Origin of the sequence: Streptomyces sp. SA15, assembly GCF_002291145.1 — a bacterium.
Taxonomy (GTDB): domain Bacteria; phylum Actinomycetota; class Actinomycetes; order Streptomycetales; family Streptomycetaceae; genus Streptomyces.
On record NZ_NTGE01000080.1, the window covers coordinates 99,211 to 116,618 of the forward strand.

16 protein-coding genes are annotated in these 17,408 nt (G+C 69.7%); 6 read left to right on the forward strand and 10 right to left on the reverse strand.

Annotated features, from left to right (window positions below; genetic code table 11):
- Positions 1-208: 208 nt before the first annotated feature.
- Positions 209-1,159 (forward strand): helix-turn-helix domain-containing protein, encoded by a 951-nt coding sequence (locus tag CLM62_RS15175; RefSeq protein WP_179382105.1) that lies wholly within the window; start codon positions 209-211, stop codon positions 1,157-1,159.
- 15 nt (positions 1,160-1,174) lie between these two features.
- On the opposite strand, the gene CLM62_RS15180 is transcribed toward CLM62_RS15175, so the two are convergent.
- The 6 genes from CLM62_RS15180 to eno form a co-directional block, all read right to left on the reverse strand.
- Positions 1,175-2,041, reverse strand: coding sequence for a 3-hydroxybutyryl-CoA dehydrogenase (locus tag CLM62_RS15180; protein WP_095750384.1), 867 nt, complete (start codon positions 2,039-2,041; stop codon positions 1,175-1,177).
- 117 nt (positions 2,042-2,158) lie between these two features.
- Positions 2,159-2,422, reverse strand: coding sequence for a LysR family transcriptional regulator (locus CLM62_RS51490; RefSeq protein ID WP_257003850.1), 264 nt, complete (start codon positions 2,420-2,422; stop codon positions 2,159-2,161).
- Positions 2,423-2,600: 178 nt separating this feature from the next.
- Positions 2,601-3,698 (reverse strand): alcohol dehydrogenase catalytic domain-containing protein, encoded by a 1,098-nt coding sequence (locus CLM62_RS15190; protein ID WP_095750385.1) that lies wholly within the window; start codon positions 3,696-3,698, stop codon positions 2,601-2,603.
- Between the two features lie 138 nt (positions 3,699-3,836).
- A complete protein-coding gene (locus CLM62_RS15195) occupies positions 3,837-4,388 on the reverse strand; it encodes a carboxymuconolactone decarboxylase family protein (RefSeq protein ID WP_095750386.1) in 552 nt (183 codons plus the stop codon).
- A gap of 25 nt (positions 4,389-4,413) precedes the next feature.
- Positions 4,414-5,418 carry a VOC family protein gene (locus CLM62_RS15200; protein WP_095750387.1) on the reverse strand — a complete coding sequence of 335 codons (1,005 nt, stop codon included), beginning with the start codon at positions 5,416-5,418 and terminating at the stop codon, positions 4,414-4,416.
- A 60-nt stretch (positions 5,419-5,478) separates the two neighbouring features.
- Positions 5,479-6,789 (reverse strand): phosphopyruvate hydratase, encoded by a 1,311-nt coding sequence (eno, locus tag CLM62_RS15205; protein WP_095750388.1) that lies wholly within the window; start codon positions 6,787-6,789, stop codon positions 5,479-5,481.
- A gap of 455 nt (positions 6,790-7,244) precedes the next feature.
- On the opposite strand from eno, the gene CLM62_RS15210 reads away from it, so the two are divergent.
- Positions 7,245-7,838: an NADPH-dependent FMN reductase gene (locus CLM62_RS15210; RefSeq protein WP_095750389.1), complete on the forward strand. Its 594-nt coding sequence runs from the start codon at positions 7,245-7,247 to the stop codon at positions 7,836-7,838.
- 244 nt (positions 7,839-8,082) lie between these two features.
- On the opposite strand, the gene CLM62_RS15215 is transcribed toward CLM62_RS15210, so the two are convergent.
- The gene (locus CLM62_RS15215; RefSeq protein WP_095750390.1) at positions 8,083-9,114 is read right to left on the reverse strand and encodes a LacI family DNA-binding transcriptional regulator; all 1,032 of its coding nucleotides are present in this window, start codon (positions 9,112-9,114) and stop codon (positions 8,083-8,085) included.
- Positions 9,115-9,297: 183 nt separating this feature from the next.
- On the opposite strand from CLM62_RS15215, the gene CLM62_RS15220 reads away from it, so the two are divergent.
- Entirely contained in the window at positions 9,298-10,077 is a 780-nt protein-coding gene (locus CLM62_RS15220; RefSeq protein WP_095750391.1) for a fumarylacetoacetate hydrolase family protein, read from the forward strand.
- 181 nt (positions 10,078-10,258) lie between these two features.
- On the opposite strand, the gene CLM62_RS15225 is transcribed toward CLM62_RS15220, so the two are convergent.
- Positions 10,259-11,443 (reverse strand): MFS transporter, encoded by a 1,185-nt coding sequence (locus CLM62_RS15225; protein ID WP_257003851.1) that lies wholly within the window; start codon positions 11,441-11,443, stop codon positions 10,259-10,261.
- A 1,010-nt stretch (positions 11,444-12,453) separates the two neighbouring features.
- Between CLM62_RS15225 and CLM62_RS15235 the strand changes: the two genes are divergently transcribed.
- From CLM62_RS15235 to CLM62_RS15245, 3 genes are all read left to right on the forward strand, one after another.
- Complete coding sequence (locus tag CLM62_RS15235) at positions 12,454-13,458, forward strand: C-terminal binding protein (protein ID WP_095750393.1); 1,005 nt, start codon at positions 12,454-12,456, stop codon at positions 13,456-13,458.
- Complete coding sequence (locus CLM62_RS15240) at positions 13,455-14,507, forward strand: phosphotransferase family protein (protein WP_095750394.1); 1,053 nt, start codon at positions 13,455-13,457, stop codon at positions 14,505-14,507. The genes CLM62_RS15235 and CLM62_RS15240 overlap by 4 nt, the downstream gene beginning before the upstream one ends.
- A gap of 64 nt (positions 14,508-14,571) precedes the next feature.
- Complete coding sequence (locus CLM62_RS15245; RefSeq protein ID WP_095750395.1) at positions 14,572-15,102, forward strand: cupin domain-containing protein; 531 nt, start codon at positions 14,572-14,574, stop codon at positions 15,100-15,102.
- Positions 15,103-15,518: 416 nt separating this feature from the next.
- Here CLM62_RS15245 and CLM62_RS48715 read toward each other — a convergent pair whose 3' ends face one another.
- Positions 15,519-15,785 (reverse strand): hypothetical protein, encoded by a 267-nt coding sequence (locus CLM62_RS48715; protein WP_107483790.1) that lies wholly within the window; start codon positions 15,783-15,785, stop codon positions 15,519-15,521.
- 606 nt (positions 15,786-16,391) lie between these two features.
- The gene (locus tag CLM62_RS15260; protein WP_257003852.1) at positions 16,392-17,294 is read right to left on the reverse strand and encodes a helix-turn-helix transcriptional regulator; all 903 of its coding nucleotides are present in this window, start codon (positions 17,292-17,294) and stop codon (positions 16,392-16,394) included.
- Between the last annotated feature and the right edge of the window lie 114 nt (positions 17,295-17,408).

Below are 17,408 nucleotides of genomic sequence, written 5' to 3' on the forward strand. Positions count from 1 at the left end.
AACTGCTCCTGGGCGGCAGCGGCGGACGACCGTCACGCCGGCCGGCGACGACCTCCTGGCCGTCCGGGCTGATCCCGGTGGGACAACGGCCAGTGATCGGTCGTGGAGGCCGGTCGCGGCTCGCCCGGGGTGCTTGACTCCCTCGCCAGGAGCAGGGCCGTCCGAGCCCGTCTCCTCGGGGGACCGGATGTGCCCGAAGGAGAGCCGCATGCCCCGGATCATGACGCCGAGCGATGGCACGGACGCCGAAAGACTGGACCGCTGGCGGGACGCCGTGAGCCGGAACCTCGTGCCCTTGGAGGTTCTGCCGCGGGAGTGCGCCGACTTCCGCGCCTCACTGCGCGCCGCTCAGGTCGGCCCGGTACACATGTCGGTCATCACGGCCGAACCGCACAGCATCGCGCGCACGCGTCGGCACATCGACTCCGACGCGCCCGACTTCTTCCAGCTGACTCTGCAACTCATCGGGCACGGGGTGCTCACCCAGAACGACCGCCAGGCCCGGGTGGGGCCGGGCGAACTGGTGATCTACGACACTCGCCGTCCCTTCACCTACGACCTCGCTCAGCCCCACAGCGGCCTCGTGCTGATGTTCTCGCGGGACATGCTGCAGATGACGGACCGTGAACTGGCACGGGTGACGGCGACTCCGGTGTCGTGCCATGACGGGCTCGGCCAGGTGGTACGGCCCTTCCTGTACGGGTTGGCGCGGCAGGTGGAGTACCTGGAGTCCCGCGGCACACCCCGGCTCGCCGACAACGTGGTCGACCTGATCGGCACCCTGCTCGCGGAGCGGGCCGGGGTGGACCGGGCAGCCGAGGCCGAAGGCCCGGACCTGCTCACCCGGCGCATCCTCGTTCACATGGAGCAGCGGCTCGGCGACCCCGGGCTGAGCCCCGAGGGGATCGCGGCCGCCCACCGCATCTCGCGCCGCTACCTGTACAAGTTGCTGGCCGAACAGGGCTACACCGTCTCGGGCTGGATCCGGGAACAGCGTCTCGCGCGGTGCCGGCGCGACCTCGCCGATCCGGCCCTTGACCACCTTCCGGTCGGCGCCATCGGCGGGCGCTGGGGTTTCGCGGACCCGGCCCATTTCAGCCACGCCTTCAAGGCGGCCTACGGGATGAGCCCCCGGGAGGCGCGTGCGGCTCGTCGATGACGTCGCCGCGGGCGCTCAGGCCGCCTGGTAGTTGAAGAATCCCTGCCCCGACTTACGGCCCAGCAGCCCCGACTCGACCATGCGGCGCAGCAGCGGGGGAGGGGCGTACAGCGGTTCCCGGTACTCCTCGTACAGTGCCTCGCCGATCGCCGCCACGGTGTCCAGGCCGATGAGGTCGGCGAGGCGGAGCGGGCCCATGGGGTGAGCGCAGCCGGCGGTCATTCCCGTGTCGATGTCCTCCGCCGTCGCGGTGCCGGAGCTGACCATCCGCACCGCTGCCAACAGGTAGGGCACCAGCAGGGAGTTCACCACGAAGCCCGCGCGGTCCTGCGTGACGATCGTCGTCTTGCCCAGGATCTCGCCCGCGAAGGCACGCACCCGCAGTTCCGTGGCCTTCGAGGTCTGCAACGAGGGGATGACCTCGACCAGTGGCATGACGGGGACCGGGTTGAAGAAGTGCAGGCCGACCACCGCCTCCGGCCGTTCGGTCGCCGCCGCGAGCCGGGCGATGGGGATCGAGGAGGTGTTGCTGGCCAGGACGGCGGCCGGGTCGGTGACGATCTCGTCCAACTGCCGCAACAGCGCCGTCTTGGCCTGCTCGTCCTCGACGGCGGCCTCGATGACCAGGTCCGCTCCGGCCAGGCGGGAGAGATCGCCGGTGACCGAGATCCCGGCCAGGGCATGTGCGCGGTCCTCGGGGGCGATGGAGCCGCGCTTCTCCGCCTTGAGGAGGGAGTCCGCCACGCCTGCGAGTCCGGCACGAGCCCTGTCCTCGGTCACGTCGCACAACGTGACGTGCAGCCCGGCCCGGGCGCAGACCTCGGTGATGCCCCGGCCCATCTGCCCGGCGCCGACGACTCCCACGTGCTTGATCGATGTCATGTGTTCCTCCGCCTGTCCCTCCGGCCGGCGGCGGTCGACCGACGCCGCCACGCTCTGTGCTGCCGTGTTGAGCGTAGGCCGGGAGCACCCCCTCTGACCTGCTCCGACGGTGCGTATTCAGCGCACAAACATGCGTCGGTTCGTCGCTGACCGGCTGTGCCGCGCAGAGCCACGCCGATCGCGGCCAGGGCGAGCCGGACGGCCGGAGAGATGAGCACGAGGGTCGATCAGCCGCACACCCAAGTGCGACTCCAGCGCCCTGACTTGGGCGCTGAGCGCCGACGGAGCAAGATGCAGACGGTCCGCCGCCCTCGCGAAGTGCTGTTTCTCCGCGACGGTGACGAACGATTCCAGCCGGCGCGGTTCCACCGGCTCCTCCATCCTGCCGGGCGTGTGCCGACGAGAGCACCGGCCGTATGCACGGCTTGTGTGAAGCACCCCGCGGCGGCGTCAGGGCAGAACAGGACCGCCGCGGGGTGAGTACGGGGGCGAGGGGCTCGGCCGGCCAAGGAGCGCCCGGACGAGCAGGGACGCCCGGACGCTCCATGGGACCTGCGGTTCAGGGGATGACGACGTAGTTGCTGAACCCGCCGTCGCGGTCCTCGAGGCCCGAGATCGCCTCGTTGACCCTGGACAGGGGGAACGGCTTGGCCTGCAGGTAGGACAGGTCCAGGGCGCCCGTGGCCACCATGTCGGCAAGTTCCTGCCCCTGCGCGGTGCTGAACCAGTTGGAGCCGATCAGCTGGACCTGCTCGTCCATGAGCCACTTCACGTCAACGGGCAGCCGATCGGCCACGCCGCCGACGTTGACGACCCTGCCGCCCCTGCGCACGCCCTGCATGGAGTCGAGCATCGTCTCCACCGGTGCCTTGGCGCCCAGGGCGCTGATCACGTAGTCCGCGCCCTCGCCGCCGGTGCGGGACTTCGCCCACTCGCCGGTGGAGCCGTCACCCAGCCGGAAGACCTCGACCCGGTCCGGGGCCAGTTCCTTGACGCGCTTGAGGAGCTCCTCGTTGCGGCCGGTACCGAGGATCCGGGAGGCGCCGGAGGCCAGCGCGAGTACGGTCGCCGCGACTCCGAGGGTTCCGGTGACCCCGTCGATGAGCGCGACCTGGCCGGGGCCTGCCGCGGCGTTCTTGAGGGCCCCGTAGGACGTGCCGATGTAGCCGAGCTTGCCGGCCTGCTCGAACGTCATGGTGTCCGGGATGTTGACGATGGAGTACTGCGGCGCCGTCATGTACTCCGCGAAACCGCCGTACGGGTACAGGTCGAAGATCCGCTGGCCGTCACGGGAGGTGCTGAAGTAGCCGTTCAGTGTGAAGTAGCGGCACCGGCTCAGTTCACCGCCCCGGCACACCTGGCAACTTCCGCAGCCGCGCAGGGGGTTGACGTAGACCCGGTCACCGGGCTTGGTGTTCAGCACCGCCTCGCCGACGGCTTCGACCACGCCGGCGGTGTCCAGGCCGAAGATGGCGGGGAACTTGGGCAACGGCTGGTGCGGGAACCACGTGGGCCAGTTGTTGATCACGTTGGCCATGTTCGGCACGATCCCGCACGCCTTGACCCGCACCAGCACGTCGGTCGGCCGCGGCGTGGGCACGTCGATGGTGTCCACCGACATCGGCTCACCGAGCGCGTGCAGTCGTGCAGCGAGCATTTTCGCCATTGAAATACTCCTTGAAACTGCTCCGTCCCGGCGATCGGGGGCGGAGAAATCCTCTTCGGCGACCGAGGCGGCGGACCGGCGGCTCGGTAGTCATATCTCAGGTGTTGAGGGGCTTTACGGCGCAGAGTTCTACGAATTCGGGAAAGGGTGGGGGTAATTGTCCTCGAGGTCGATGTCCAGCAACCCCATGATGCGCACGCCGGAGTTGTACCAGGCGATGGACAACGACAGTTCGACCATCTGCTTGTCCGTCAGGTGGTCGGCGGCGGCACTCCACGTCTCCTTGGAGACGTCGACCTGGAGTGTGGACTCCTTGGCGAGGCGCATCACCGCCTTCTCCACCCCGTCGAACAGGTCGGACGACTCGAAGTCGGCCACCGCCGCGAGCTGTTCCTCGGTGAGCCCGGCCTTGAGGCCGTGCGACTGGTGGTGCGCGACCTCGTAGGCGGAGCGGGTCGCGTGGCCCACGGTCAGGATCGCCAGCTCACGCAGCTTGGGGCTGAGGTCGGCGGCCCGCAGCGAGTTGGCGTAGGTCAGGAAGGCGTCCAGCTGGGCCGGCGCGTGGGTGAGGGCGAGGAAGATGTTCGCCGTCGGTACCTTCCGCTCGGCCTCCAGCCGGTCGTACAGGGGTTTGCGGTCCTCGTCCGCGTCCTCGCGGCGCAGGTAGGGGACTCGAGCCATGGTGTCTCCAGGTGGTACGGAAGGGTCAGCGTGCGGACTGTTCGAGCAGGAACCGCTCGAGCGTCATCGGATTCGGCTTCTCCGCCGGCGGGATCGGGGTGGCACCCGTGAACGGCGACGCCTCGACGTACCACTTCTCCAGCGCCGGCAGCCCCCAGCGGGCGTTGGTGCTCAGCGACGCGGCGTCCCAGCGCACCGGCTCGACCTCGGTGTCGATCGTCTGGTAGTGGCTGTTGAAGACCTCCACCCGGTGCCCGTCGGGGTCACGGAGGTAGGCGAAGAGCATGCCGCCCGGACCGTGACGCCCCGGGCCCCGCTCCACGCCGTCGCCGTAGCCGAGGATGCCCGCCCAGTCACAGGCGGTGAAGATGTCACGGCTCTCGGAGACGGTGTAGGCGAAATGGTGCAGGGCGGGACCGGCGCCCTCCACGATCGCCAGATCCAGGCAGGTGCCCTTGCGGTACATGAACGCACCCAGCAGCTTGTCGCCGTGCTCCAGGTACTCCGAGTTGCGGAAGCCGAGCTCGCTGTAGAACGCGCACAGCTCGTAGGTGTCGGGCCCCCAGATCTGGTAGTGGTCCAGCCGCTGCGCGTGGGCACCCTTGTAGTGCTCGAAGCTGATGTGCAGCCTCGGCCGCGTCTCCATGTGCGCGCAGAGTTCCAGTGGCGTACCGATGGGGTCGGTGACGTGCAGGGTGCGGCCCTGGTACGGCATGTCGACCCATTCCGCGGGCAGCCCGCGGTCACGGAACCAGTCGTGGGCGACGTCGAGGTCCTCGTCGAAGAAGACCCGGAAACCGATCCTCCTGGCGGCACCGGCGCCCTCCTCGTCCAGCTCCAGCACAAGGCTGTGGTGGCAGGCCTCGGCCAGGCCGCGGAGGTAGCAGGTGCGCTCGTCCTCGTCGCTGACGACGAGGCCCAGGGCGTTGACGTAGAAGTTCTTGCTCTCGGTCAGGTCGGCCACGGTGAGACGCACATGGCTGGAGCGGGTGATGTTGAAACTCGGGCGCAGATTGACGGGAGGCAGCATGGTGGTCTCCGTGCTCCGATCGGCTCTGGATTTCGATGACTGTAATACTTCGGGGCCGCTTTACGGTTTGTCCGTGGAGGCCGCGGACTCGGCGAATGTGAAGGCCGACCATCCGCTGAATTCGGCGGATGTGCCGAGGGATTCCTCGATCCGCAGGACCTCGTTCCACTTGGCCATTCGCTCGGAGCGGGTGAACGAGCCCACCTTCAGCTGACCCGCGTCCCAGCCGACGCTGAGATGGGCGATGGTGACGTCCTCGGTTTCCCCGGAACGTGCCGAGACGATCGTGCCGAAACCGGCATCCTTTCCGGCGCGCAGGGCCTCGAAGGACTCCGTGACGGTACCGGCCTGGTTCGGCTTGACGAGTACGGCGTTCGCCGCCCCGCTGGTGGCCGCCGCCTCCACCCGCTTGGCGTTCGTGACCAGGTAGTCGTCGCCGATCACCTGGCAGCGCCGGCCGTAGCGCCGGGTGAACTCCACCATGCCCTCGTGGTCGTCCTCACCCACCGGGTCCTCGACGGAGAGGATCGGATACTGCTCGATCCAGCCGCCCAGCATGTCGACCAGCGCTTCGGTGTCCAGCGTGCGGTCGTCCAGGGCCAGCGTGTACTGCCCGCCGCTGCCGAACTGCGAGGCCGCGACGTCCAGCGAGATGCCCACCTGGGACGAGGGCGTGAAGCCGGCGCTCTCGATGGCCAGGGTCAGCGTCTCCAGCGCCTCCTCGTTGGAGTCGAACGCGGGCCAGAACCCGCCCTCGTCGGCCACGCCCTGTGCCTTGCCGGCCTTCCGCATCAGGGTTCCGGCGGCCCGGTAGATCTCCGCCGTCCAGTCCAGGGCCTCGGAGAAGCTCCGGGCCGCGGGACAGACCACCATGAAGTCCTGGACGTCGACGCGGCGGTCCGCGTGGGCCCCGCCGCCGAAGATCTGGATCTCAGGCAGCGGGATGCGGACCGGTCGCCCGCCCGCCAAGTGCTGCCAAAGGGGTACGCCCGCCGACGCGGCGGTGGCGTGCAGGACGGCCATGGACGTGGCCACGATCGCGTTGCCGCCCAGACGGCTGCGGTCGGGGGTGCCGTCGAGGTTCACCAGGAGCCGGTCGACGGCCTCCTGGTCACCCGCGTCACGGCCGGCGAGGGCGGGGGCGATCTCGTGGTTCACCGAGCCCACCGCGCGCTGGACGTCGAGTCCGCCGAAGCGGCTGCCGCCGTCGCGCAGGTCGAGGGCCTCTCCCTGGCCCGTCGATGCGCCCGCCGGGGCGATCGCCCTGCCCACCGCACCGTCCGTGAGGTGGACCTCGACCTCGACAGTCGGCCGACCGCGGGAGTCCCACACCCTGCGGCCGGAGAGCTTGGCGATCCGCGCGTCTGTCATGGCGGTGCAACCTTTCGGAGTTCGGACGATCGGGGTGATGAACCAGGGCCCGTGCCTGTGCCCGATGCCTGTCGTCGAGGGCCGGACGTTCCGGCGGTCGGAGGCACCCCGCGGGGCGGCCCCCCGATGGGTGCGGCAGCGCCGGGCGCGAGCGGAGTGTCGTACGGCCCTCTTCGTGGCGAGGGCTACCACCCGCGCATCCTGAAATGCTAACGATAGCGCAATCGTGCGAAGCGGCGGCGACTCTGTCAAGGGGCAGGTAGTGCTCCAATCCGGGGAACCCCTCATTCGTCCCTGCTCCCTTGGCTCTTCGGGAGGCGAATGCTATCGTTCGCACAATCCGCCGTCCCCGGAAAAGACTCCGGCGGACCTGCGCTCTTCCTGGACGGACGGACAGCACAGGCAGGCGCGGGTCCGCCGGGCCGGATCGCGGCCGAAAGGAAAGCGAGACCGCTATGGCACCCGAGCCCTCCGTGGCACCGATGACCCTCACCACCGTTGTGGCCAGCACTCGTCCCGGACGTGTGGGCAGGTCCGTCGCGGACTGGTTCACTGCCCGGGCAGCGGAGTACGACCAGTTCGAGTCGCACACCGTCGATCTGCGGGAACTTGCCCTCCCCTTCTTCGACGAGCCGCATCCGCCCGCCCTGCGGCAGTACACGAAGAGCCACACCCGTGAGTGGAGCCGGATCGTCGACGCGTCGGACGCGTTCGTCTTCATCACCCCGGAGTACAACGGCGGCTTCCCCGCCCCCTTGAAGAACGCGTGGGACTACCTGGTCGTGGAGTGGCAGCACAAGCCGGCCGCTTTCGTCAGCTACGGAGGCGTCACGGCCGGCACCCGGGCGGTGCAGATGGCCAAGCAGGTCGTGGCGAACCTCAGGATGCTGCCGATCGGTCCGACCGTGAGCATCCCGTTCATCAACGAACTCGTCGAGGACGGCGATTTCCGGCCCGGCAAGATCCACGAGGCCGCTGCCGAGCAGGTGCTCGACGAACTCGCACGCACCGCCCGCGTCATGCGCCGACTGCGCAGCGGAACGTACTGAGAGCCTGTGTCACATCCCCGACCGGGGGCAGCACCGGAGATGTGACACAGGCTCTGACCTGGCGCCGGAAACGCGAAGGCGCCCGGAGCGATGCGCTCCGGGCGCCTTCGCGTCCGCAGGCCGCCGCCGCGCGGCTCGCCGGCCAGGGCCTGTCCGACGGATTCTCGCCTGCCCCGCGACGCCTGGCACGCGCGCTCGCCGCGTCACCAACCTGCCCGGTCGGCACGCCCGGGCCGCCCATGGCTCAGCCGGACACGGACGGAGACCTTCCACCAGGAGGCGCCGTGCTCCCGCGCAGGACCAGCGATCCGGGGGAGACCGACGTGTACGGGCCGTCGTTGCTCGGCTTGGTCTTGAGGCGGCGCATCAGCCACAGTGCGCAGCCGGTGGCCATCTCCTGGATCGGCAGGCCGATCGTGGTGAGTCCAGGACCCCACCAGGAGAACCCGGGCTCGTCCCCGAACCCCACCACGGACAGTTCCCCGGGCACCTTCACGCCCTGCTCGGACAACTCTTCCAGGACCCCCAGGGTGAGCTGGATCGAACCCAGTACGAGCGCGGTGGGCGCGTCCGGACCCCGCAGCAGCCGGCGCATCGCCCGGCGGCCGTGGTCCACGGACGACGGCGGCCCCAGCTCCGTACGCCCGGCATCCTCCGGCAGACCGCCTTCGCGCAGGGCGCTGCGGAAACCCTCCAGGCGCTCCGCGCCCGTGGGCAGCTCCACCGGGCCGCCCAGGTAGGCGATGCGCGTGTGCCCCAGAGTCACCAGGTGGGCGGTGGCCTGACGCAGAGCCTCGCGGTCGTCCACGCCGAACCACTGGGAACCGAGCGACGGGTGGCGGCGCAGCAGTTGCAGGTGCGGCACCGTGCGCAGGAGCTTGACGGACTCGCCGTGCGGGCGTGCGGTGGGCACGATGATGATGCCCGCCACGCGGTTCGCGGACAGCTCCCGCACGTGGCGCAGCTCCACCATCCGGTCGTCGTCGGTCTCCGAGAGCATCAGCTGGAAGCCCTCGGCCTCCATGTTCTTGGACAGCTCGTGCGCGATGGTCGAGTAGAAGCTGTTGCGGATGTCCGGGATCACCAGTGCGACCACGTTGCTGGACGCTCCGCGCATCATCCGCGCCGCGCGGTTGCCGACGTATCCCATCTCCGAAGCGGCCTGGCGGACCCGGAACTTGGTCTCCTCGCTGATGCGGGGGTCGTCGGCGAGCGCCCGGCCCACCGTCGAGACGGAGACCCCGAGGCGTTCGGCGATGTCCCTGGTCGTGATCACGTAGCGGGCCCCCTCTGGCTGACTGATCCCGTTGCCGTCACTTTCTGTGTGCCAACGATAGCGCTCTCGTCGCACTCTGCGGTCGGAGAGATGGGGCGTCGGGTTGATCGCTTTCCTTGGTGCTAACGTTAGCATTGCATAGGCCGTGCAGCCGCCCGCGGCTGCCGAGTTGCGGAGGTTTCCGTGCGGATCGTCAGGTATAGCGTCGGCGGCGTGCGTCACTACGGAGAACTGGAAGCCGGTGACGCCACGATCGCGAGATTCGAGGGTGATCCCTTCACCGGGCTGTCCCCTGCGGGGCACGTCGACGAAGTGGGGGACGTGCTCATTCTCCCGCCGCTCGAACGCCCCCGGATCTTCGGGTTCGCCTATAACTACGCCTCGCACATAGACGAGACCGACCGCGACGTTCCGGAAGTTCCCGTGTGCTTCATGAAGCCGAGTACCGCGGTGGTAGGTCCCGATGACGCCATCGTCTATCCGGCGGACGGTGAACTCATCCATTTCGAAGGCGAGTTGGTGGTCGTCATCGGAAAGGAAGCCCGCCATGTGAAGTCCTCCGAGGCCCACGAGTACATCCTCGGCTATACGTGCGGCAACGACGTCAGTGACCGCATCGTTCAGCGTAAGGAAAGCAAATTCGGAACTCTTCTGATCGGTAAGGGGCAGGACACGTTCGCTCCCCTGGGGCCGGTCATCGCGACCGAACTCGACCCCGCTGCACTGTCGCTGACGACACGTGTGAACGGCACCGTCATGCAGTCGGCGAGCACGGCGGACCTGCTGCTCGCCGTTCCCGACATCGTCAGCTACCTCAGCCGCTACCTCACGCTGCTGCCCGGAGACGTGATCATGACCGGGACGCCGTCCGGCGTCGGGCCGATCCGCCCCGGAGACGAGATCGAGGTGGAGATCGAGGGCATCGGCGTCCTGCGCAACCCGGTCGTGGCCGAGAGTCTCTGACTCCGGACGACCGCACGCCGCGGGCCTGCCCACCGCACGCCGCGGGCCTGCCCACCGCTCGGCGGTGGGCAGGCCCGCGGCGTGTCGGCCGTGTGTCACCACGTCCTGCCGGAGATACGCCACGGTGGTGCACCGGGCGAGGCCCGGTGCACCACCGTGACAGATGTCAGCCGGACAGGGCCTAGCGGACCGCGTTGTTGAACTTCGAGGTGCGGACGAAGGCCAGGGCCACGACGGCCGCCAGCGGCAGCACCGTGACTTGCAGCAGCCCGGCCCGGTCCCAGCCGAAGGAGTCCACCAGGGCGGCGAAGAGCAGGCCGGAGAACGCCGCCGGTCCGTAGTAACTGGTGACGAAGAGTCCGGAAGCGCGTCCGATCTGCGCGGGACGGACGGCCCGCTGTATCGCGCTGTTGGTGTTGGGGTAGATGAAGCCCAGTCCGAAGGCCCCCATGAGGAAGGCGAACACGCACTGCACGCCGACTCCGGCATGCGTCTCGTAGATGCACACGCCGATCGCGGAGACGGCCAGCAGGCTCAGGATCAGCAGGTTGCGCTGGTTGAAGCGGTCGCCGAGCCAGCCGCCGAAAACGGCCGTCATGCCACCGAAACCGAGGAAGCTCATGGCCAGTGCGGCCTGCCCGGAGGTGTAGTGCAGCGAGGTGATGAGGAACGTCGGGTAGAGACCGAGGAACCCGTAGATCGCCACACCGCTGATGACCGAGTGGACGGCCAGCGCGATGGTGTTGCGGTTGTAGGCGGAGGCCGGCATGTACTCGAAGCTCCTGGTCGAGACGACCTTCTCGGCGGAGTGCTCGGTCAGGCCGGTCTTCACGAGAAACAGGGCGGCGGCCGCGATCAGCAGCCCGGCCGTGCCGAACAGGTAGAAGGGCGAGTGCCAGGTGCCGTGCATGTTCATGAGCTCGACGCCGATGAGCGGGGCGATGAACACGCCGATGGAGTAGCCCATGCCGATGATGCCGAAGGCGAGGCCCCGCCGGTGGGCGAAGAAGGCGCCGATCGCCGCGAAGATGGCGGCGGACTGCATACCCTCACCGAAGCCCGAGACGACCCGGTACAGGGTCATGTCGGCGAAACCGGTCGCCAGTGGCGTGGCCATCGTGCCCAGGGAGTAGATCACGATGCTGACCAGCAGCACGGTCTTGCGGCGGAAGCGGTCCAGGAGGTAGCCCGCGGGCAGGCCGGCCAGGGCCATGCCGAGGGTGAAGTTCGTCGCCAGCAGCCCGCCCTGCTCCAGGGAGAACCCGTAGTCCTGACGGATGTTGGGCAACAGCGGCGGGAAGACCTGGCGGTCCATCGCGTTGACCATGTAGGAGAGGACCACCAGCAGGAAGCCCACCCCGGTCATGAGGCGGGAAATGGGGACAGGGCTGTTTTCCTGCGCATCCCTGGCGGGCACCGCACTTGTGTCGACTTGCGCTGCGTGAGTCATAGCGGCTCCTGAGGAGGAATGGGCCACGGCAGGCCGCGGCGGATCCATCGCCCGTACGGGGCCGTACGGGCGATGACGAGAAGCGGTGAGCTGAACACGGACTCGAGTCGGTGACGGCGATGCCGCCGCCGACTGGCGGAATGGGACGGTGGGCTGCCGCGGGGGGCGGATGCCGCATGCGGAATTCAGCCGTATATCGCCCGTCGGGGACGTCCGTGGCTATGGCGTCTTCGACAGCCGGAACTCGTGCGGACACTTATCGGTCACACGGTCGGCGCTTGGCAGAAACCATGGAGGGAAGTCCCTGGCGCGTCAAGATGTGAACAGCGGATTTCTTCGGCGGTGCTCGTTTCCCCGTGGTGAGGGGTCCCTAGGGCCTGTCCGGCGGATCATGTCGGAGACGCGGGGTCTGGCACGCCCATCTGCGGCGTTGTCGTCGGTTGCCGACGCTCCGCGTCGACGCCCTCCTCCGCCTTGCAGCTGGACGCACCAGACCCCGCTCACCGGCGCCGATGAGGCGCCGTCGCTTTCCTCCAACCTGATCCGCCGGACAGGCCCTAGGCCCGAATGAGTCCTGCGGCGGACGGGCCGGCGAGCGGGTGCGCCCCGCACTCTTGACATGGCGAAGAGCCTCAATGCTATCGTTAGCACTACGTGGCTGTGACAAAGTGATTCGACGTGCCCGGAATCTCATGACCGGTTCCAGGGACGTACTGCGGCGCCCGTACCGACCACAAGTCGGCGAGCGCAGGCGACACCCCATCCGAGCCCAGCGACCCTCTCCACCCGCCCATGGCGGTCGGCGGCCCCAGCGGACATGCCGACGGCCGCCCTCCCTGGTGACGATCAAGCCTGCTGACCGGATCGACCGGGCACGACGCCCGGCCGTCCGCTGCGGCCGCACGATTCTGCGAGGACGACCTGTTATGAAACCACCGAGCCGCCCCGGCACTGTGCTGCTCACCGACTACGCCTGGCCCGACGACTCCGTCGAGCGATCGGTCATCGAGGACGCGGGCCACACCCTCGTGACCGGCCCCGCCGAGCCCGCCTCCGCCGAGACCATCGAGGAACTGGTCGCCGAACACCGGCCCGCCGGGATCCTCACCTGCTGGGCGCCCGTCTCCGCCACCGCGGTGGAGACCTCGCCCGACCTGAGGATCGTGGCCAGGCTCGGGGTCGGCCTCGACAACATCGCCGTGGACGCCGCCACCGAGCGGGGAGTGTGGGTCACCAACGTTCCGGACTACTGCGTCGAGGAGGTCTCGGACCACGCCGTCGGCATGGTGCTGGCCTGGACGAGGGGCCTGGCCCTGTTCGACCGGGAGGTCCGCGCGGGCCGCTGGGACCCCGCCGGCGCTCGGCTGCGCCGGCTGTCGACGCTGACCTGCGGCGTCGTCGGATACGGGCGGATCGGACGCGCGACCGTACGCAAGCTGGGCGCGTTCGGCTGCCGGATCCTGGCCCACGACCCGCACCCGCCGAAGGACGTCCCCGGAGTGGAGATGGTGGGCCTGGAGGAGCTGCTGCGCCGCAGCGACGTCGTGATCCTCCACGTGCCGCTCACCCCCGGCACCCACCACATCATCGGAACCGAGCAACTGGCGCTGATGCAGCTGGGCGGTCTGCTGGTCAACGTCAGCCGGGGCGGCTTGGTGGACACCGATGCGGTCGTGAAGGCGCTGGAGAGCGGGCACCTGGGCGGAGCCGCCTTCGACGTACTGGAGACCGAACCGCACGTCCCCGCCGGACTGCTGGACCAGCCGGGCGCGCTGCTCACCCCGCATGTGGCCTTCTCCTCCGACGCGTCGGTCATCGAACTGCGCCGCCGCGCAGCCGAGGAGGTCGTACGGATCCTGGCGGACGAGGCACCGGCCCACGCCTGCAACAGTCCCCGCAACCTGCCCGCCCGGTCGGGTGACCGCCGATGAGTTCCACCTCCGCACAGGTGAGCCCGGACCCAGTGCCGGCCGACTTCCTGATCGCCCACAAGCTGGCCGAACCCGGCGAAGCCCCACGCTGGACGCCGCTGGCCGGTGGCGTCTCGTCCGACCTGTGGCGAGTGGACCTGCCGGGACGCTCCCTCTGCGTCAAGCGCGCCCTGCCCAGGCTGAAGGTCGCGGCCGACTGGCAGGCACCGGTGTCGCGCAACGCCTACGAATGGGCGTGGATGCGGTTCGCGTCCCGGCACCGCCCGGACAGCGTGCCCGAACTGCTGGCCCACGATCCCGAGGCCGGCCTCTTCGCGATGGCGTTCCTGCCTCCCGAGCGGTACCCGATGTGGAAGGCGCAGCTGCTGGACGGCGAGGTGCGGGTGGCGACCGCGGCGGCCGTCGGAGAGCTGCTCGGCAACCTGCACGCGGCGAGCGCGGGCGACGCGGCACTCGCAGCGGAGTTCGCCACCGACGACAACTTCCACGCCCTGCGCATCGAGCCGTACCTGCTGGCCACCGCTGCCGCGCACCCCGGTCTGAGTGACATCCTCAAGGGCCTCGCCGACCGCACGGCCACGACACACCTTGCTCTGGTACACGGTGACGTCAGCCCCAAGAACATCCTCGTCGGCCCGTCGGGGCCCGTGCTGCTGGACGCCGAGTGCGCCTGGTACGGAGATCCGGCCTTCGACTTGGCCTTCTGCGTCAACCATCTGCTCCTCAAGAGCCTGGTGGTGCCCGGGTGCCGAGCCGATCTCCAGCGGTCCGCCCGGGTGCTGGCCGAGGAGTACCTCCGGTGCGCCGACTGGGAGCCCCGGCCAGCCATCGAGGGGCGGGCCGCGTCACTGCTGCCGGCACTGCTGCTCGCGCGTGTGGACGGCAAGTCCCCGGTGGAGTACCTCACCGACGACCGGCACCGGTTGTTCGTACGCACGGTGGCATCGGCCCTGCTGCGGGCGCCCGCCCCCACGATGGCGGACGTCCTGGACGCCTGGGCGACCGCGCTCCAGGCGCCGACCGAGCCCGGCAGCGGCCGGCCCGGCTGACCCAACCGATTCGACGGGTCCGACAGACCTGGCGGATCCGACGGACCCGACCGAGGAGAGACGCATGCGCAGAGTCGTCACCGGCCACGACGAGAACGGCAGGTCGGTCGTCATCAGCGACGGCCCCGTCCCGCGCAGCCGGGAGTTCACCAGTCTGCCGGGCTGGGTGTCCCGCCTGCCATGGGCCACCGACCCCGGCGAGCAGGTCAGCCGGACCGGGGAGGACCCCACACCGAAGGTCACCAGCCTGCTGCCGGCCCCCGGCGGCACGCGGTTCATCGTCCTGACCCTCCCGCCGGAGAGCGCGATGGCCGACCCGGCGTTCGACCCCGTCGCCTTCGACCGGGAGCAGCGGGCCGACTCGCCCGGCATCGCCGACCTCATGGAGCCCGACGGCATGCATACGACGCCGACCGTGGACTACGGCATCGTGCTGCAGGGCGAGATCGTCCTCGAACTCGACGACGGCCTGTGCACCCGTCTCTCGGCAGGGGACATCGTGATCCAGAACGGCACCCGCCACGCCTGGCGCAACCGCGGCGACCAACCGGTCACGGTGGCCTTCGTCCTCGTCGGCGCGGAGCGCGACGGCTGACGGCACCGGAGCCGCCGACGACGTGTCGGTCGGTTCACGGACCTTGGGCTCCGCCGGCCCGACGTCGGCCCGACGCCGGCCCGGGCGAGCAGGGCGTGGCGGCAGCGGTGGGAGGGCGTTCTCGGTGAACGTGGGCAACAACGGACCCTGCCTGGCCATGAGTTGGTCCTACGACAGCAAACGGCCGGTGCCTTTGGGCACCGGGCTTCGGGACCGTGAGCGCTGGAGCGGGGCTTGGCGGTGGCCGCCGAACGGCGCCGGCGCGTCCGCGGGTTGCCGACATCCTGTGGGCCTTGATCCACGACCGCCGCCTGGTCTGCCGCTCCAGCAGGGGGACGATTCGGCGGCGAGACAGACGGCGGAATCGGTCCCCCTGTCGGCACGGCGCGGTCTTCCCAGCGCGGTGTCTTACCCGGCTAAATGCAGATGATGAGGAAGCAACCTCCCTTGTGGCCGTGGCCGTGGCCGTGGCCGTGGCCGTGGTCGTGATCGTGGCCGTGGTGGTGGTCGTGATCGTGGCCGTCGGCCCGGCTCGACTGGGCAGCCATGGCCTTTGCGGCGGGTGCCGCGGCCGCGGCGGAGGCTGCCGTCGTCGGCGCTGCCGCGAGAGCAAGGGCCAGGGCGGCGCCGACCGCGAATCGTCGGGAAACGGACTTCTTGGGCGCTATCTGTGTGGTGTTCATGAAGCCACCATGCACGCCTTGATGACCAATTTCGCGCTGAGAGCGGCTTATCGGGCGAACCGCGCACGAGGCCCTGGTGCAGTGGGCCAATGACCATCCCGATGAGCCGACGGCCGGCTCGCCTCACGCCGCGGTCGACGCCACAGTGCTGAACACCCCCGGCCGCGATCCGCGCCATTTCCCCCCAACGCTCCGCAGTCGGTCAGCCGCCGCTCAGGCGCCTTCCGCGCCCCGTCAACTGCCAGGCGCTGCAAGGGTCCTCCCGCCGCACCGCCGCACCGCCTCCCGCCAAGCGCCGTTCCAGGGGCCGGATCGCCACGCTCGCCAATGAGGGCCAGGCAGGCCACGACCACCCATGGCAGCACCGGTTCATGCCGTACAGGACGCCGTACAGGCCGGGCATCACCATGTCCGCCGTCGCGAACGAGTACTGGAACGCCGCCAGATGGGTCCATCGCACCCCCTCCGGCCTCCGCGGAGAGCGCGTTCGAGGCCGGCCCGTGCAGCATCTCCGCCGTCGCGGCGGCCACGCACCCCCGCCTGGCCGACCGGCACGAGCTGCGCCGCCGCATCCCAGACCTGACGAAACCGCCCAGCAGCCGCCGGTCAGGGAGGCGCGGGGGCCGTACGGCCACCCGTGACGCGAAGAAGGTCCAGTTTCCCCGCGTCGCTGCCTCCGGCCGCTGCCGTGTAGGTGACCATGCGCAGGTCGGCGCCGGGGACGATGAGGACATCGCAGTCGAGCAGGATGTCGCCGATTTCCGGATGCCGGATCGTCTTCCGGTCGGTCGTGTGCTGGGCGGCGGCCGTCTCAGTGGCCCAGAGGTGAGCAAAGGCGCCGGATATTTCTCGCAGTTCTCGCACGAGACGATCGAGCTGGACGTCTGCGGGGTAGCGCGAGGCGGCGTCCTTGAGGTCGGCGACGATCGACGCCTCGAAGGCGCCTTGTCCTTTCTCGGACCGGACGGGAAGCATCGCGGCGTGGGCGGCGCCGTTGCCGAAGAGCGCACGGGCGAGGTTCCGTTCGGTGGCCGGGACGACGGCGGCGTCGCCGAGCAGGGCGCTCCACATGGTGTTCCACCACACCAGCGTCCAGTCGGCGGTGAACACTCCTATCGGGACGTCGCCAAGGCGCGCGGCGAGCCGTTGGATCCCCGCGGGAACATGGGTGCTGACCGTCCCGTCCTGGGGCGGCAGGAGCCCAGCGCTGCGGTACAACTGGTCGCGCTCGGCGCGGGAGAGCTGAAGAGCCCGGGCGAGTGCGCCGGCGACCTGGGCCGAGGGATTCTTCGCCCGTCTCTGCTCCAGGCGCAGGACGTAGTCGACGGAGAGCCCGGCCAACTGCGCCAGTTCCTCGCGGCGCAGTCCCGGGGCACGACGGCCGTCCGTCACGGTGAAACCGGCGTCGGCCGGGGAGAGGCGGTCCCGCCAGGCGCGCAGAAGCGCGGCGAAATCCGAGCGGGAGTCCGAGCGGGAGCCGGAGCGGGAGTCCGAGCGGGAGGATGCCATGGGTTCATTCTCGCCGCGCGGCGCCGCATCAGCCTGGGTACTGCCAGTCCTAGTGACGGGGACGGCACTGGTTGGCGTCGGCGCAAGCGGCGAGCGTGGAGATGTGCCCATGCC

What these genes read in the sequence shown, in the direction of transcription:
- CLM62_RS15225 (WP_257003851.1), bottom strand. Translation starts at nt 11,443, where the DNA reads ATGACCGGGGTGGGCTTCCTGCTGGTGGTCCTCTCCTACATGGTCAAC.
- CLM62_RS15180 (WP_095750384.1), bottom strand. Translation starts at nt 2,041, where the DNA reads ATGACATCGATCAAGCACGTGGGAGTCGTCGGCGCCGGGCAGATGGGC.
- CLM62_RS15195 (WP_095750386.1), bottom strand. Translation starts at nt 4,388, where the DNA reads ATGGCTCGAGTCCCCTACCTGCGCCGCGAGGACGCGGACGAGGACCGC.
- eno (WP_095750388.1), bottom strand. Translation starts at nt 6,789, where the DNA reads ATGACAGACGCGCGGATCGCCAAGCTCTCCGGCCGCAGGGTGTGGGAC.
- CLM62_RS15210 (WP_095750389.1), top strand. Translation starts at nt 7,245, where the DNA reads ATGGCACCCGAGCCCTCCGTGGCACCGATGACCCTCACCACCGTTGTG.
- CLM62_RS15200 (WP_095750387.1), bottom strand. Translation starts at nt 5,418, where the DNA reads ATGCTGCCTCCCGTCAATCTGCGCCCGAGTTTCAACATCACCCGCTCC.
- CLM62_RS15260 (WP_257003852.1), bottom strand. Translation starts at nt 17,294, where the DNA reads ATGGCATCCTCCCGCTCGGACTCCCGCTCCGGCTCCCGCTCGGACTCC.
- CLM62_RS48715 (WP_107483790.1), bottom strand. Translation starts at nt 15,785, where the DNA reads ATGAACACCACACAGATAGCGCCCAAGAAGTCCGTTTCCCGACGATTC.
- CLM62_RS15240 (WP_095750394.1), top strand. Translation starts at nt 13,455, where the DNA reads ATGAGTTCCACCTCCGCACAGGTGAGCCCGGACCCAGTGCCGGCCGAC.
- CLM62_RS15175 (WP_179382105.1), top strand. Translation starts at nt 209, where the DNA reads ATGCCCCGGATCATGACGCCGAGCGATGGCACGGACGCCGAAAGACTG.
- CLM62_RS15245 (WP_095750395.1), top strand. Translation starts at nt 14,572, where the DNA reads ATGCGCAGAGTCGTCACCGGCCACGACGAGAACGGCAGGTCGGTCGTC.
- CLM62_RS51490 (WP_257003850.1), bottom strand. Translation starts at nt 2,422, where the DNA reads ATGGAGGAGCCGGTGGAACCGCGCCGGCTGGAATCGTTCGTCACCGTC.
- CLM62_RS15235 (WP_095750393.1), top strand. Translation starts at nt 12,454, where the DNA reads ATGAAACCACCGAGCCGCCCCGGCACTGTGCTGCTCACCGACTACGCC.
- CLM62_RS15190 (WP_095750385.1), bottom strand. Translation starts at nt 3,698, where the DNA reads ATGCTCGCTGCACGACTGCACGCGCTCGGTGAGCCGATGTCGGTGGAC.